Source organism: Mycobacterium sp. 4858, assembly GCF_900240975.1.
Classification (GTDB): Bacteria; Actinomycetota; Actinomycetes; order Mycobacteriales; family Mycobacteriaceae; genus Mycobacterium.
In genome coordinates, this window is the sequence record NZ_LT968775.1 from 1077118 (window position 1) to 1091118 (window position 14001).

Here is a 14001-nt window from a genome sequence, read left to right on the forward strand (position 1 = left end):
CGAAATACTCTGCAGTAGAGGCTATTCCGCCTCATGGCCCATGCGGCGCGGTCTCGGTGAGAGCGCGGCCGAGCAGCCAGCCGAACATCTTGGCCGACAGGGATCGCGGAATCAGGTGTTTGACCAGAAGATCCCCAGTGCTGTTGGTGACGCCTGGGATGACGCGCGCCCGCGCGCCCAGGCTGTTCAACGCCACCTCGGCAACCTGCGACGCCGTCATTCTTGGGCCGCTGATCTTCTGGGGGTCAAGGCCAAAGGATTTTTCGGTGATTTCGGTCTTCGTCATCCCGGGCGAGAGGACCAGGACGTCGACGCCGTCTTTTTTCAGTTCGTAGTGCAACGCCTGGCCGAGTGAGGAGATGTACGCCTTGGCCGCGGCGTAGTTGGCCACGTAGGGCACGGCGCTGGCGTCGAGGCTGGACGCCACCAATACGATGGCTCCGCGACCCCGCCGGACGAAGGCATTGCCGAAAACGTAGGCCATCTGCAGTGGCACCACCGCATCAAGGGTGAGGACGTCGAGTTCGTAGGCAAGCGAACTGTTGACCAGTGGCCCTGCAGAAGAGATGCCGGCATTGGCCACCACTAACCCGATGTCGAGATTAGTGACCCGATGGGCCAATTCGTCCACTGCACCCTCGGCAAGTAAATCAAGGGCGAGCACGACACTGTCGGTGCCATGTGCTCGGGAGAGCTCGGTGGCTAAGGCGTCCAGACGGTCTTTGCGGCGCGCCACCAAGATGACGTTGACGCCCGCCGCACTGAGGTGGCGTGCGAATTGCTCTCCGATGCCTGAGGACGCCCCCGGTCACGAGTGCGTACTGGCCGTAGGCTGCGCGAAGATCTTTCATTCCGGTTCCTGTCTGCGCAGGGGTGGTATTCGGGCGCCGGCGACACGGCACCAGGTGTCATCACACTACATCAGTACGGCACTTGGTGTCATCACTACGTCTTCGCGCTTTAGAATGCGGATATGAGTCGGTGGGAACCCAACGCGGCCCAGCGATTGGGAGCCGCGGCGGTGGAATTGTTCGCCGAGCGTGGATATGAAGATGTCACGGTCGTCGAGATCGCTGAGCGCGCGGGATTGACCAAACGGACGTTCTTTCGTCACTTCGCCGACAAACGCGAGATTCTATTCCGCGGCCAGGATGCCTACCAAGGCATGTTCGCCGACGCCATCGCCGGTGCGCCCGACGAAGCCGGCCCCATGGAAGCGATCGGGGCCGCACTGACCGCGTTCGCTGCCGGCTTCACAGACGACCGCCGCGAACTTGTGGCCAAACGTCAAGCCGTCATCGACGCCAATCCCGAACTCAAAGAGCGAGACCTGCTCAAAGCCGCCGCCCTGACAACGGCGATAGCTGACGCGCTGGTCGCGCGCGGGGTAAAACCGCCTGTTGCGAACCTGGCCGCCAACTTCGGCGCACTCGCCCTCGCCAATGCCTTCCAAAGTTGGCTGCAACCCGGAAATCGGAACTCCATGACCACGCTTGTCCAGCAAGCGCTCCGAGACCTCGACACCGCCGTAAAAGCGCTGCACAAAGGCCCCTGACAGGTATTAGCGCGGCGAATCCAAACGAGCATCACCGTGCCTCCCCTGAACTAGCCGAGATGGCCGCTGAACTACCCCGGTTTTGTTCCGATACAACTGACCGGGACAGATCAAGTCGCTATGCGGCTTGGGGTTGGGGGGTCAGCGACGATCCGACTAAGCGCGCCAGCCCCAGATATGTGGAAGCTAGTCAGCGACGTCAGGCAGATCGGACGATTCAGCCCAGAAACCATCCGGGCCGAATGGCTCGAGGGTGCAACAGGTCCTCAACCCGGTGCGAAGTTCCGCGGTCGGGTCAAGCACAACGAAAAAGGACCCATCTACTGGACGTCGTGCATGATCACCCAGTGTGACCCCTACGGGTATTCGCCTTCTCGGTGCGCTCACAGCCGATGGGACTTCCGATCGCACCCAAGAACGCTGTCTGCCTCACATGGCGCTACACGTTCGCACCCGACAGTGATGGAACGCTGGTCGCCGAGGAGACGTTGGCGCGGATCAAGACCGGTGTTCCCGAGGCGTCGGTATGATGAGTGGCATAAATCAGGGCCGCCGTGCGGCGAATATCCGCTGGCGCGGGAGGGGCGCCTGACGCCGCGCCGGCTGTCGACTACGAGCGGTGTGCGGCAACGGCTGATCGACACCAAGCAGGCGTCGTGGGACTGGTGGCGCAGTGAAGGCCGGATGTGCGAGTTCGAGTGTGCGTTGAAGGCTGGTGAGTCGGTTGTGCTGTCCGGGAGTGAGCGTGCGCACGAGGGGTTGCCTTACGGTGGGGAGGGGCGTGCGCGGGAGCGGCTGTACCTGTTGGACGAGTTCGACCAGATCCGGGAGTACTTCGGCGATGTGTGAGTGTGCCGGCGCAGGTGCGGCCTGGGATAGATCACCTCTCACCGATCGGTAAGAAATTGCTGCCTGATTTTTTCGCAGAGGATCGCAGCGAGCTTTGGGACGCGCTGCGCAAGCGCGGACCGGTCGTGTTTATCGAGGACAGCGTGTTTATGAATGGCTATTGCCTCACACGGGCCGATGATGTGCTCGCAGCGCTGCGTAACCCGGAAGTGTTTTCGCTTAACGCCGTTTTGGATCGGCCGGACCATGCGCGTTGGCGCGCAATCTTGCAGCCGTTATTGAGTTCCCACGCGGTGAAACAGATGCAACCCGCGTTGCAAGATCGGGCCGCGGCGGTGGTCGAAGCGGTGGCCGCGCAGGGTAGTTGTGAGGTGATCGCCGATGTTGCGGAGCCATTCGCGGCTCAGGTTCTTCTCACAGTGTTGGGGTTGCCGCCGCAAGACGGGGATAGGTTGCTGCGCTGGGAGAAGGCGCTTTGGGCGATCCAGCGGGCGCCTCTGGCCGCGCTCACAGGTGCCCGTTTCCAGGATTGGGTGCAAAAAGTTGAGATGCTCGGCTATTTGACGGAGGCTTTCGCGCAGCGCCGCGCCAGCCCTGATATTGCGGGTGTTATGTCCCGGTTGGTTGCCGGTGACGATGGGTTCGACGAAGCTGACGCGTGCGCGGTAGTTGAGATGCTGATCGCTGCGGGCATTACGCCGTTTAGGAGCGCGGTGGGTTTTGTGTTTCTTGACCTTGCCCGCGACCCGCGGCTATGCGCTTCGCTGCGCGAAAACCCCTCAGGGATTGAGGGATTCGTCGAAGACGTGCTGCGCCGCGAGCCGCCGGCCCCGGTGATTATCCGCAGGGCCGCTCAGAACGTCACCGTGGCGGGTGTCGAGATCCCGGCAGGGGCTTGGGTCGGGCTGTGCGTAGGGGCGGCCATCCAAGAAGACATGGCGAACGGCCACGGGTCGCGGGCGGACTACTGGGCGTTCGGCGGGGGTCCGCACCGCTGTGTGGCCGTCAGTCTGGCGAAAACAGCGTTGACTGTGTTGGTCAGCGAATGGTTACGCACTATCCCCGCGTTCGTGTTAGATGCTGAGTCCGTGCCTCCGGTTATCCTCGAGGACGCGGTCCGGCTGTCGAATTTGCCGCTGCGCTGGCACTAAGTCAGACCGCGGGCGGGTAATTGCCGTAGATGCCGCGCTGGTCGCCAGATTCAGCTCAGCACCGCGCGACACACAGTCCAGTTACGGCCGCCGCGCCCGCGGCTGTGAGCGCGGCAATAGCCGACCGTAATGAAGCCTTCCGTTTCGCCGCGCCGCTCCCCTGCCGGAGACGCGTTTCGAGGAATATCCACGAATCGAATATGGAGGGTTACCAGTACCTCGGGCCGTATTGCACGCGAGGCCGCAGCGAGTAGCCTACGCCTTGTAGCATTATGCTACAAGGCGTAGCATCCTGCTACAGGAGGTGCGGACATGACAAACGTCGCCGACCGCGTCACCAGGGTTGCCGCCGATCTTGTGGACAGCGCGGCTGCTGAGGGTGCTCGCCAGAGCCGGTCGGCCAAGCAGCAACTCGATCATTGGGCTCGGGTGGGCCGGGCAGTGTCGAGCCATCAAACGGCCTCGCGTCGCCGTGTCGAGGCCGCCCTGGCCGGTGATCTCGACACGAACCACCTGTCCGAGGATGAGGGCATCGTCTTCAACGCGGAGATCTCGGCCGCTATCGAGGAGTCGCTAGCCACCGCCCATTACGGTGACTTGCTGTCAGCGCGCGGCATCACGACGGTCGCGCTCAACGACGACGGCGAGATAGTCGAGTACCGGCCCGACGGAACCACCTCGGTGGTCGACGTCGACGGATGAGCCATGACTTCGCGAGGCGCCGGTGAGGCGGCTCGACCTCGTCATCGGCCCGAACGGCGCTGGTAAGTCGACGTTCATCGCGTTCACGTTGGCGCCGTTGCTGCCACGCAGCGTTCTCGTCAATGCCGATGAGATCGCCAAGCAGCGTTGGCCCGATGATCCAGCTGCGCACGCCTACGATGCAGCGCGGATCGCTGCGGATACCCGCGCCAAGCTGATCGAGGCTGGCGTGTCGTTCATCGCCGAGACCGTCTTCTCCCATCCGTCGAAGCTGGACCTTATCCGCTCCGCCCACGATGCGGGCTACGTCATCGCTCTGCACGTGATGCTGATTCCCGAGGGCCTCGCCGTCGAACGCGTGCGGCGGCGCGTCCTCCACGGCGGTCACGACGTCCCCGAGGGCAAGATCCGTGAACGGCACCGCCGATTATGGGAACTGGTGGCCAATGCGATCGAGATCGCCGACACCGCAACGATCTACGACAATTCACGCCTCGACGGGCCCCGAATTGTCGCCCAACTGACCGCGGGCACGGTCATTGGCGCACCGACGTGGCCGGCGTGGGCGTCCGACAAGCTATCGCGACGCTGGCCGGGCTAGGTGCGCTTGGCTCGAGCTGTCCACGATCAGCGCCGCAGCAATCGGTGGCCACTCCCAAAGAAACCGGTGATCATCTCCAGCGTGAGATCGGCGACCGGCGCCAGCGTGACCGAGTCGCCCGCGGTGTAGACGAGGTGGTCGATGTCGCCGATGTCAGCGGCCAGCTGCTCGACCGCCGCAAGGTCAGTGAGGTCGCCCGTTGCGCCGCGGGCGTTTTCGGGCAATTAGGCCAGCGCGCGAGTGACGCTGGACTCATGCCGTGAAACCACAATGGGTATGGCGCCGCGGTCCCCCGCAGCGGATGCTACGCCCAAGCCGATGCCGGAGTGCCGCCGATGACGAGGACACGCGCATTCTTCAGACTCACGGATCCACCCTACTGAAGGCGTGCCCACGCACGCGCCACGCGCGGCCTTCGTCTCACACGTTCGATCGGATCCGCCCGTAAAAGTGGACTACCCGTGGTGTCCGCGACTAGGTCGCTGCGGGTGTCGGAGGGCTAGTGAAGCGTAGCCGGAGAAAGTCGGTGACATTGGCGAACCGAAGGATCCCTCGGACTACGGGGTGCGCGTGTCGCCGCTGTTCATCGTGGAAAAGTTCGGGTGATGCGAGCTTTATCCGGCCGCCCCGCACACGAAGTTCGCATCCTCCTGCGGCGATGACGTTGCGCACCCAGTCAGCCTCTGGCCCAAAGGGCAGGGCTATCACATAGCCGTCAGGCACCCTGAAAACATTTACGGGTGTACGGTATTCGCGTCTGGAATTGCGCCCGATGTGCACCACGACCCCGAATCCCGGCAGCCACGGCGCCAGCTGGCCAACAACTCGGTTAGTGGCACGACGGTTGAACTTCGCGAGCGACCTGTGTGCTGGCATTGCATCTCCTATCTAGACTGATCGCCTCGTCTCTGGACATAGGTCGGACACGGGGAGTGAAACGGTCGAGAACAGTCGGCCTTGCGCTGGGCGTAGCACTGAAGATGCGGCGGCACGTGCTCCGGCTAACGCACTTTGACTTGGTATGGCTGAGCCCCTGGTTGAGGTGGCCCCAGGTAAAGGCCTTGGCCGTATTCGATACCGAGACGAGTCAGTGTCTCGAGCTGGCTGGCTGTCTCCACAGCCTCGGCCACTAGCTTGGCGTGCAGCTCCGATGCCAGCGCGTTCAGTGCGGTCACCAACGCACGTTTGACGGGATCGTCGTCGATGCCGGCGATCAACTCCCCGTCGATCTTGATGATGTCCGGACGCAGCCGCAGCAGTTGGGTGAAACTGGCGTATCCGGCGCCGGCATCGTCGACTGCCATCTGTATGCCGCGATCGCGCAGAGGTTTCAGACCCGGGCCAAGGTCATCGGGAAACGGTTCATGCTCGGTGATTTCCACGATCAACGCCCGGTCCTGGGCCGCCAGCATGTCTTGAATCGCCGGTTCCAGCACGGCGCTCGGGCTCAGATTGACGGCGACTGGGCAATCACTGGGGATGCGGCGAGCAGCACTCAGGATGGTGTGCATAGCGGCGTGTTCTAATTCGAGACCTCGGCCCAGGCGCCGGGCAGCGCTGAACCATTGTGTTGGGGTGAACTCCGACGATGCGGGAAAACGTATCAACCCTTCGTAGGCCGTCGTCGTCCCGCTTGCCAGATCGATGATGGGTTGGAAGACCGCGCTGAGAGCGCTCGGCTGTGCCAGCAGTTCGTCCAGGCGGTGTCGCAACTCCTCGGTCTCGACTGCTTCGGGCAACATCACCGAAGCGATGAATCGCGCCGTGAGGGCGCGCTGCCCGCGATCCTCGCTGTCGGTCATCACGTGGGTCAGCAGCGTTGAGAGTTGTGATTGGGCGCCGATCACGGCGGAAACGAACTCACTGATGTCGAGCATCGCGTCGACATCAGCGTCAGTGAACGCACCGGGGGTTGTCGCGGCCAGCAGCAGTGAACCGATGGCTTCGTCGTTGTACATCAGGGGAATCGCGGCCCAAGACCGAGTCCCCCATTGTTTGTTCATCGCGCGAACGCGTGGTGACAGTCGTCGGTCTACAAGCGCATCGGCTATCAACTTGGGGTGTTTCTCACGCGCCGCGAGACCCTGAAAGCTGTTCTGTTTGGGCACTACGAAACCCGGCGTACTCGCAAGCACGCCGTGTCCGGAAACGGTCACGTAGGCGTTGTCGGAGGCGCGAAGCAGGGTGACGGCCGCTCCATCGGCTTTCTGCATGAACGCGCAAGCCTGCTCCGCGACGCGACCCATCAAAGACACTGGATCCATGGACGCGGCCAGTGTCTGAACCAGGCTCTCCACATTCACCCCCGTTCCCAGCGGCGCGTCAGGGTTGCGGAATTACGATACCGACGTGCCCCCAATTCCGGGCGTTATTCAAAGTTGCAACCAATGTCTGAAAGAAAGCCGCATTTCACCGCAGAACGCAGGCATCGACGAAGCTGAGGCAAGCCAGCAGCGACAACACCGACGACGGTGGGTGCGGATGCCGAACCAATGTGGCATACCTTTATGCGAAGCACTCGGTGTCGACGACGGCGGGCGACGCTGCCCGGTGGAAGGATCTGCGCGTGAGAACTGGGCTGGCGGCGGGGGTTGCGCTCGGGACCACCGGCGTGGTGGGCTGGGCCGCCGCGCGGGAAATCACCACTCGCATCGGGCGAAACCCCGACCCCTTCCCCCGTGAACGGCTGGTCGTCGAACCCACCGGGGAGCGCGTCACGATCCCTCGCCCCGACGGTACCGAGCTGCATGCATTGGTGGCCGGCGAGGGCCCGCCCGTGCTCTTGGTCCACGGCTACACCGCCAACGTCCTGGAGTGGAACCTCGTGTGGGATGAACTGCAAGCCCGCGGGTTTCGGGTCATCGCCTTCGACCAGCGCGGCCACGGGCGCTCGACCCTCGGTTCCGATGGAGTCGGATCGCAGCCCATGGCGGCCGACTTGGCCGCCGTCGCAGAGCATTTCGATCTTCGCGACGCGGTCCTCGTTGGCCACTCGATGGGCGGGTTCGTCACCATCCGCGCGATGCTCGATCACGTCGGCTTGGGGGCCCGCCTGCGCGGTCTCATCTTGTTCGCCACCTGGGCGGGCCGCATCCTGGACGAGGCGCCGCAGAACCGGTTGCAGATCCCCCTGCTGCAACTCGGCATCATGCAGCGGTTGATGCGTAACGAGACTGTCGCGACGCTGTTCGGTGCCGCGCAATGCGGAGCGCGCCCGTCGCCGGCCATGATCGCGGTGTTCGTCGAATTCTTCAACAAGCACATGCAGGAGCACGGGCCGCTACTGCCGATCGTGCGGGCGTTCTCGCGTGAGGACCGGTATCCGCGGCTGGGCGAGATCACGACACCGACGGTGGTGATGGTCGGCACCGCCGATCGCACGACACCACTCAGCCATTCACGCCGGCTCGTTGAGGGCATTCCCGGAGCGCGGCTCGTCTCGGTGCCCGACGCCGGACACCTGCTGAACTGGGAGGCGGCCGACGAGCTCGTCCAGGCTGTCCAATCCTTTGCCCCGCAACGCGTTTGATTCCGCTCGCGATGCCCCGCTGACGCAGCTCGGCATCCGAGGTCTAAGTTTTCCGATTCTGCGGAAAAGTGCGATCCTGCGCGAGAATCGCCACGCCGAGCGGTAATTGAGGGCCGGCTCAACCACCGGGTCCCTGATCGCGCGGGCCGGCGGGATGGGAGTTGCCGCTAACGCTAACGGTCTGTGCTCAGCGTTGAGCTGTAGTAGGTGACCCCATTCATCGTCTGTCGATCATCGTCGGCCTGCGCGATCGCCCCTAACCCGTGGCGAGCGAGCAGCGCGGCCATCGGAGTTGGGACCGACGTCCAGCCGTGTGCATCCAGGTACGCCCCCACGTCGTGGCGCTCACCCTCAAACCCGATCATGTCGAAGTCGAGTTCGAAGCCGTGGTCACGCCACTTGGCCGTCGCCTCGCGCATGCGTTCGCGCGCTGCGTTGGGGTCCATGTCGGCGGTATTCGGCACAGCCTCACTCCCGAGTCGGCTACCCGGCGCGCTCAGCGCAGTGACCGTGTCGAGCAGCCCATCCTGGGCCTCCGGTGTCAGATAACCGAATAGGCCTTCGGCGATCCACACCGCGGGCCTCCCGGTGTCAAAACCCGCTGTCGCCAGTGCCGTAGACCAGTCGTCGCGCAGGTCGATGGCGACCGTGCGCAAGTCAACTTTTGGTTTGGCACCGAGCTTGGCCAGGGTCGTGGTTTTGAACTCGATGACAGCCGGTTGATCGATCTCGAACACCGTCATCCCTGCGGGCCAGTCCAGTCGGTAGGCGCGGGAATCAAGGCCCGAGGCGAGAATTACGGCTTGGCGGATGCCCGCTGCCGCGGCATCGGCACACAACTCGTCGAAGTACCGCGTGCGGGCCGCAATCGATGCGGGCATCTGCGCCAGGCCCCATGGGCTGCCCTCGGCGTCGAGATCCGAGGCGAGGAGCTCACCGGTAGCCCAGCGGGTCAGAAAGCTCACACCGACGGCGTGCACCAACGGCTCGGCGAAAGGATCGTCGATGACCTTATCCCTGGTGGCGATGGCCCTGGCCGCCGCCGCCATGGTGGCCGTAATTCCCACCCTGGTGGCCGGACCCCAGGTGTCGTCGTCGGGTTGTGTCATCGTGAACCTCCGAAAGTCGCCTGGATACAGTACAACCCCTCATCCTCGATCGGCCCACATCCCGTCAGCGTCTCGGGTTACCAGCAAACTACTTCGTTCTCATCTTTTGAAATGAGCCCCGCCTCGACCGCGCGTCCCTACCCCGGGGTATTTCGATCCGCTCAAAATTCTTGGACAGCAGCAGTTTTCGCCAGTCGGCGATTCATACGCTCGGACTCACCTTGGGGTTGTTGGTCGCCACGTGGTGGTGAGTGCTCCAGTGGAATCTCAAGAGTGGTTGCGGGGCGATGGCGGATCCGCCAAGTGTCATGAGACATATAGACGAGAAGACCCTGTGGTGGGGTGGATGCACCTGGGACAGCTTCCCCGATCACCCGCACGGAGCCCATTGCGCCGTCATACTGACAAACGTGACGCCAAGAAGAGTACGGGACGTATCACTCAAGCGCGAGTGGCTGACCCCAAGACAACAGCGCGCCTGGGTGGCCTACATGCGCGTCCAACTGCGGATGAACTACGAGATGAACCGCCAGCTGCAGGCCGAATCCGGGTTGTCACTGGCCGACTACGACGTGCTGGTGGCACTCAGCGGTGACCGCGAGGAGGCCATGCGCGTCAGTGATCTGGCGGCGCAAATCGGATGGGAACGCAGCAGGCTGTCACATCAGTTGCGGCGCATGGAGGAACGTGGCCTCACTGAACGGCGGCCCAGCGCCGAGGACGGCCGTACCACGCATGTCGTACTTACCCCGAGTGGACGGCAGGCCCTCGTGGAGGCCGCTCCCGGCCATGTCAGCCTGGTACGCAGACTGTTCTTTGATCCGCTGCCTGAGAATCTGCTCGCACCGCTCACGGCCGCACTGGAGCACATTCACGTCAACCTCGATCACAACAGCTCGCTGCCACCCGCAACCAGGTAGTGGTAGTATTAGGTGATACATCACCTAGTTTTGGAGTGTCACGTGAGCGATGTAGTCACCCGCCTGATGGAAGCCAACCTCCTTGCCGTGTTCAATGAGCGCGACCCTGAGCGCCGCGCCGGGGCGATCGCGACAACCTACGCGGACAACGTGCAGTGGATCGACGACGAAGGCGTGGCCAGAGGCCGCGGCCAACTGAATATTAAGGCTGCCGAGCTGCAAGAAAAGCTGCACGGCCTGCACTTCATCCAGGCCGGTGCGGTCCGCCAGACCCGTGGGCTGGGTTTTTTGGCATGGGAGCTACGCACCTCTGACAATCATGCCGTTGCATCGGGCTTCGACGTGGCCGAAATATCCGATGACCGGATCCAGCGGCTGTGGACGGTGTTGAACACCCCTAAATAGGTGATATATCACCGCCATTATAGAGCGCGAAGGCGCATCAACCACACGAGAGACAAGAAGATCGGAGCCCTCTCATGGGACAGCTCGACGGCAAGATAGCACTGGTCACCGGCGGAACCTCGGGCATCGGCCTGGCCACCGCCAAGCGCCTTGCTGACGAAGGCGCCTATGTCTTCATCACCGGCCGCGACCGCGCCCGCCTCGACGAGGCAGCCACCTCGATCGGCGCCCACGCTGTGCAGAGCGATGTCAGTAGGCCAGAAGAACTCGACATGCTGGCGGCTGAAATCTCAGCGCACGGCGGGGGCCTTGACGTTGTCTTCGCTAATGCGGGTGGCGGCGATTTCGCCGCCCTGGTCGATGTGACCCCGGAACACTACCGAGACAACTTCGACCGCAACGTTGCCGGCACGGTGTTCACTGTGCAGAAGACGCTGCCGTTGCTCAACGAGGGCGCCTCGATCGTCCTCGCCGGATCTACCGCGGCCTCCAAGGGCGTACCCGCGTTCGGTCTCTATGCGGCATCCAAAGCAGCCATTCGGTCCCTCGGCCGCACCTGGGCAGCAGAACTGGCCGACCGCAGGATCCGGGTCAACACCGTCGTCCCCGGCCCCATCGAAACTCCCGGACTCACCGGGCTGGCACCCGCTGACCAGAAACAAGACCTGCTCGACGGCATGGCCGCTCAGGTACCGATGAAGCGGCTGGGACGCCCCGAGGAGATCGCGTCGGCGGTGCTGTTCTTGGCCTCGGATCAGAGCAGCTTCCTCACCGGTGCGGAGATCGCTGTGGACGGCGGGCAGATCCAGCTCTGACTTCAACGATGGTCCGCATCTGCTGGGCGCAGTTTGTCTCATGACGAGGCCTTGACGTCCTCTCCCCCGGCGACGTCTGCCGTATCCGCTGCTAGCCCATTGTCAAGATCGCGCCCGCGGCGACGCCGATCACCGCCACGAGGGCTACCAAAATCACCGTGATCGCCGCGCGCAAGATCTCTTCTTCGGTGGCGCGCCAGCGCGGCTTCAATTCGGCGAGAACAGTTTCCCCGCGATAGGCAAAGGCGTTGACCCTGGCGACCGCCAAAGTGACATCATCATGCGCGTCGACCGCGTCTTTCTCGACTGGCTCGTGCGCGGCGATTGCGGTCGTCATATCAGCCCCCTAGGCTCGCGGATGCCGATCGGCGTCGTTTGCGGATCTCGCGTAAATCCAATGATACGAGTGCGAAAATCACGATTTCGGTAACGATCCTTAACGGTCACAGCACAGAGTCGTGCTCCGCGCCAACCATGCTCGGCTGACGGCGCCCTTACCGCTACGCCTCCTCGCCGTGGGGCGGGAGTGGGCGCTTGAATTGTGCAGAAATACCCTGCACCACAGCGTTACAGGACGATGCCATGTTCGCGGCCCAGAAGAGCCGGTGATTCATCTGGCGAATCAATTCAGATCCGCGCCGAGGAGAGGTGACCACAACGGTGCTAGCTCGGCGATTCAGAAAGCAGAGTCAGCTCCGCGTGTATGGTGCGGCCGAACTTGGACCGCAAGAGCCGGTGCGCCGAAGGCACCAGCACGCCATGCAGAAAAGGATATTTCTGCCGCAGCAGACGTGCCGCCTTCTGGTATTCAGCGCCCTCTAGCAGACGTGCGCGGCCGGATAGCGCGGATCCCACGGGCTTGCCCGATGCCGTTGCCGGGCAGAATTCGACGCTCGGATTGCGGCGAATCCTGCGCACCTTGACCGCCCGTTCGAAACTTCGAAAATACGCGTGATCCCCGTCTACAACGATGCTGACCGGGCTGGAGCCGGCCGTGCCGTCTTTGCGAAAGGTCGTGAGGCTGATCGTCTTTTGGCGCACGAATGGCGCCAACGGCGGATTAGTCGCCGTGCCAACGGCGCCCAGGACGTATCCGAGCTGACGTAACCGCAGCATGAGTGCCAGAACCAGGGCAACGGAAATCACACCGAGCGCCCACGCTTGGCCGACGGAGCCACCCACGTCCAGGTCCACAATGTGGTTCACCGTGTGCACGGTGTTCGCCACCAGGAATCCGGCCAGCGCCGTGGCCAGCGCATCCGCCCAAATCAGGGCGAGTAGCAGGGCGAGGCCCAGGCCGACCTGGAACGCGCCCACGTCATGCAAGAAGTGGCGGTGCGCATCAAATTCGACGGCATCGGCGAACGAATTCGGATCGACGAGGCACCAGATCCCGATCCCCGCGGTGGCGACCCCTACGGCCGCTGTCACCGCAATCAGGTAGGTCTGCGCCGGTGTACTCAATCGATTCATGATGCCGCCCTTCCGACAGTGCTTCCTTGCCTCTGCTCGCTAGACGGAATAGGACGGCGGTATGTGACACGACGTACGAGGGTGCTGCCCTCAGCGGCTCACGCGGAAACGTTTGAGCCGCGACGTCGCTCCGGATATCAATTCGACCCGGCTTCTGGGCAATTGAAGGTGGGCTGCGAGTAGCCGGGTGACGGCATCGTTGGCCTTGCCATCAACCGCTGGCTCCCGAACGTAGATGGTCAGCTCACCATCCGGGCCAACCTCGACCAGGGGGCCCTTGCGACTGCCGGGTTTGACCCTGACGACGACAGAGTCGGTCATGCCGCGTAACGCTACCGGTCTGCGGGCATCACTCCCCTGCCAAATCGCGCTGGCACTTCCGCACGTGGAAGCGGTGCCAGCGCCACGCTATTGACGGGTGGCGCAGCAGTGCGGGCAGCACGGCTAGAGGGTCGAAGTAGGTGATGCGCTCGATCGCTTTGCCGTCACGCAGCCGGAGCCGGTTGACGTTAGGCCATTCGAGTACGTCGGGTCCGAGGCTGGCGCGGAGCCGAAATTCGATGAAGACGATGTCGTTGTCGCCGCTCCAGTGGTCGATGTCGGCAGTCAGTCCGGGAAGGCTGCAGCAGAATCGGTGGAATCGTGCTTGTGCGGCCTGTAGTCCGACCGTGCGCGGTGCGAGCGGTTGTACAAGAACCACATCTGGATGCAGCAGGTTTGACAATCCTTGGGGTGATGGATGGCGCCAGAAGTCAGCGAACCTCGTGACGAACTGCTCTGCATCGGAGCGGGTGTTCATGGCGACAACGATGCCCGTGAACGGGCTGCCATCTCGACCCGCCCCGCTGCCATCAGCTGCCAAGTCGCGACCGTGTGCTTTGGCTTATCCCTT

The 14001-nt window shown here is 63.2% G+C and carries 18 protein-coding genes and 2 pseudogenes; 11 read left to right on the top strand and 9 right to left on the bottom strand.

Going from position 1 to position 14001, the window contains the following annotated elements; translation table 11 throughout:
- Positions 1-31: 31 nt before the first annotated feature.
- Positions 32-793 (bottom strand): annotated as a pseudogene (locus tag C1737_RS04970) (SDR family NAD(P)-dependent oxidoreductase); the annotation flags it as partial.
- Positions 794-973: 180 nt separating this feature from the next.
- On the opposite strand from C1737_RS04970, the gene C1737_RS04975 reads away from it, so the two are divergent.
- The 7 genes and pseudogenes from C1737_RS04975 to C1737_RS04995 all read left to right on the top strand — a co-directional run bounded on the left by C1737_RS04975 (position 974) and on the right by C1737_RS04995 (position 4858).
- Positions 974-1555, top strand: coding sequence for a TetR/AcrR family transcriptional regulator (locus C1737_RS04975; protein WP_102417395.1), 582 nt, complete (start codon positions 974-976; stop codon positions 1553-1555).
- Between the two features lie 120 nt (positions 1556-1675).
- A pseudogene (locus C1737_RS27490) lies at positions 1676-1822 on the top strand (SRPBCC family protein); the annotation flags it as partial.
- A gap of 125 nt (positions 1823-1947) precedes the next feature.
- Positions 1948-2085 (top strand): hypothetical protein, encoded by a 138-nt coding sequence (locus C1737_RS27045; RefSeq protein WP_197509434.1) that lies wholly within the window; start codon positions 1948-1950, stop codon positions 2083-2085.
- A gap of 91 nt (positions 2086-2176) precedes the next feature.
- Positions 2177-2404 (top strand): hypothetical protein, encoded by a 228-nt coding sequence (locus C1737_RS04980; RefSeq protein ID WP_102417396.1) that lies wholly within the window; start codon positions 2177-2179, stop codon positions 2402-2404.
- A 2-nt stretch (positions 2405-2406) separates the two neighbouring features.
- Complete coding sequence (locus C1737_RS04985; protein WP_102417397.1) at positions 2407-3555, top strand: cytochrome P450; 1149 nt, start codon at positions 2407-2409, stop codon at positions 3553-3555.
- A gap of 312 nt (positions 3556-3867) precedes the next feature.
- Positions 3868-4257, top strand: a complete 390-nt coding sequence (locus tag C1737_RS04990; protein ID WP_067916924.1) for a hypothetical protein — start codon at positions 3868-3870, stop codon at positions 4255-4257.
- Positions 4258-4279: 22 nt separating this feature from the next.
- Entirely contained in the window at positions 4280-4858 is a 579-nt protein-coding gene (locus tag C1737_RS04995) for a zeta toxin family protein (RefSeq protein WP_102417398.1), read from the top strand.
- A 26-nt stretch (positions 4859-4884) separates the two neighbouring features.
- Here C1737_RS04995 and C1737_RS26820 read toward each other — a convergent pair whose 3' ends face one another.
- The 3 genes from C1737_RS26820 to C1737_RS05010 form a co-directional block, all read right to left on the bottom strand.
- Positions 4885-5082, bottom strand: coding sequence for a hypothetical protein (locus C1737_RS26820; protein WP_199182782.1), 198 nt, complete (start codon positions 5080-5082; stop codon positions 4885-4887).
- Positions 5083-5332: 250 nt separating this feature from the next.
- Positions 5333-5734, bottom strand: coding sequence for a nitroreductase family deazaflavin-dependent oxidoreductase (locus tag C1737_RS05005; RefSeq protein ID WP_102417399.1), 402 nt, complete (start codon positions 5732-5734; stop codon positions 5333-5335).
- A 125-nt stretch (positions 5735-5859) separates the two neighbouring features.
- On the bottom strand, positions 5860-7161 hold the full coding sequence (locus tag C1737_RS05010; RefSeq protein ID WP_102417400.1) for an EAL domain-containing protein: 1302 nt from the start codon (positions 7159-7161) through the stop codon (positions 5860-5862).
- Between the two features lie 263 nt (positions 7162-7424).
- Between C1737_RS05010 and C1737_RS05015 the strand changes: the two genes are divergently transcribed.
- The gene (locus tag C1737_RS05015; protein ID WP_102417789.1) at positions 7425-8387 is read left to right on the top strand and encodes an alpha/beta fold hydrolase; all 963 of its coding nucleotides are present in this window, start codon (positions 7425-7427) and stop codon (positions 8385-8387) included.
- A 173-nt stretch (positions 8388-8560) separates the two neighbouring features.
- Here C1737_RS05015 and C1737_RS05020 read toward each other — a convergent pair whose 3' ends face one another.
- On the bottom strand, positions 8561-9496 hold the full coding sequence (locus C1737_RS05020; protein ID WP_102417401.1) for an SAM-dependent methyltransferase: 936 nt from the start codon (positions 9494-9496) through the stop codon (positions 8561-8563).
- Between the two features lie 491 nt (positions 9497-9987).
- Between C1737_RS05020 and C1737_RS05025 the strand changes: the two genes are divergently transcribed.
- The 3 genes from C1737_RS05025 to C1737_RS05035 all read left to right on the top strand — a co-directional run bounded on the left by C1737_RS05025 (position 9988) and on the right by C1737_RS05035 (position 11636).
- Positions 9988-10416 carry a MarR family winged helix-turn-helix transcriptional regulator gene (locus tag C1737_RS05025; protein WP_233214656.1) on the top strand — a complete coding sequence of 143 codons (429 nt, stop codon included), beginning with the start codon at positions 9988-9990 and terminating at the stop codon, positions 10414-10416.
- A 42-nt stretch (positions 10417-10458) separates the two neighbouring features.
- Entirely contained in the window at positions 10459-10821 is a 363-nt protein-coding gene (locus C1737_RS05030; protein ID WP_233214657.1) for a nuclear transport factor 2 family protein, read from the top strand.
- 74 nt (positions 10822-10895) lie between these two features.
- Complete coding sequence (locus tag C1737_RS05035) at positions 10896-11636, top strand: SDR family NAD(P)-dependent oxidoreductase (protein WP_068092475.1); 741 nt, start codon at positions 10896-10898, stop codon at positions 11634-11636.
- Positions 11637-11727: 91 nt separating this feature from the next.
- Here the strand turns inward: C1737_RS05035 and C1737_RS05040 are convergent, their stop codons facing one another.
- The 4 genes from C1737_RS05040 to C1737_RS05055 form a co-directional block, all read right to left on the bottom strand.
- Entirely contained in the window at positions 11728-11973 is a 246-nt protein-coding gene (locus C1737_RS05040) for a hypothetical protein (protein ID WP_068092478.1), read from the bottom strand.
- A gap of 326 nt (positions 11974-12299) precedes the next feature.
- Positions 12300-13112: a PPOX class F420-dependent oxidoreductase gene (locus C1737_RS05045; protein WP_102417402.1), complete on the bottom strand. Its 813-nt coding sequence runs from the start codon at positions 13110-13112 to the stop codon at positions 12300-12302.
- 87 nt (positions 13113-13199) lie between these two features.
- Positions 13200-13430 (bottom strand): DUF167 domain-containing protein, encoded by a 231-nt coding sequence (locus C1737_RS05050; RefSeq protein WP_082972756.1) that lies wholly within the window; start codon positions 13428-13430, stop codon positions 13200-13202.
- A gap of 28 nt (positions 13431-13458) precedes the next feature.
- Positions 13459-13971, bottom strand: coding sequence for a nuclear transport factor 2 family protein (locus C1737_RS05055; RefSeq protein WP_233214661.1), 513 nt, complete (start codon positions 13969-13971; stop codon positions 13459-13461).
- Positions 13972-14001: the final 30 nt, after the last annotated feature.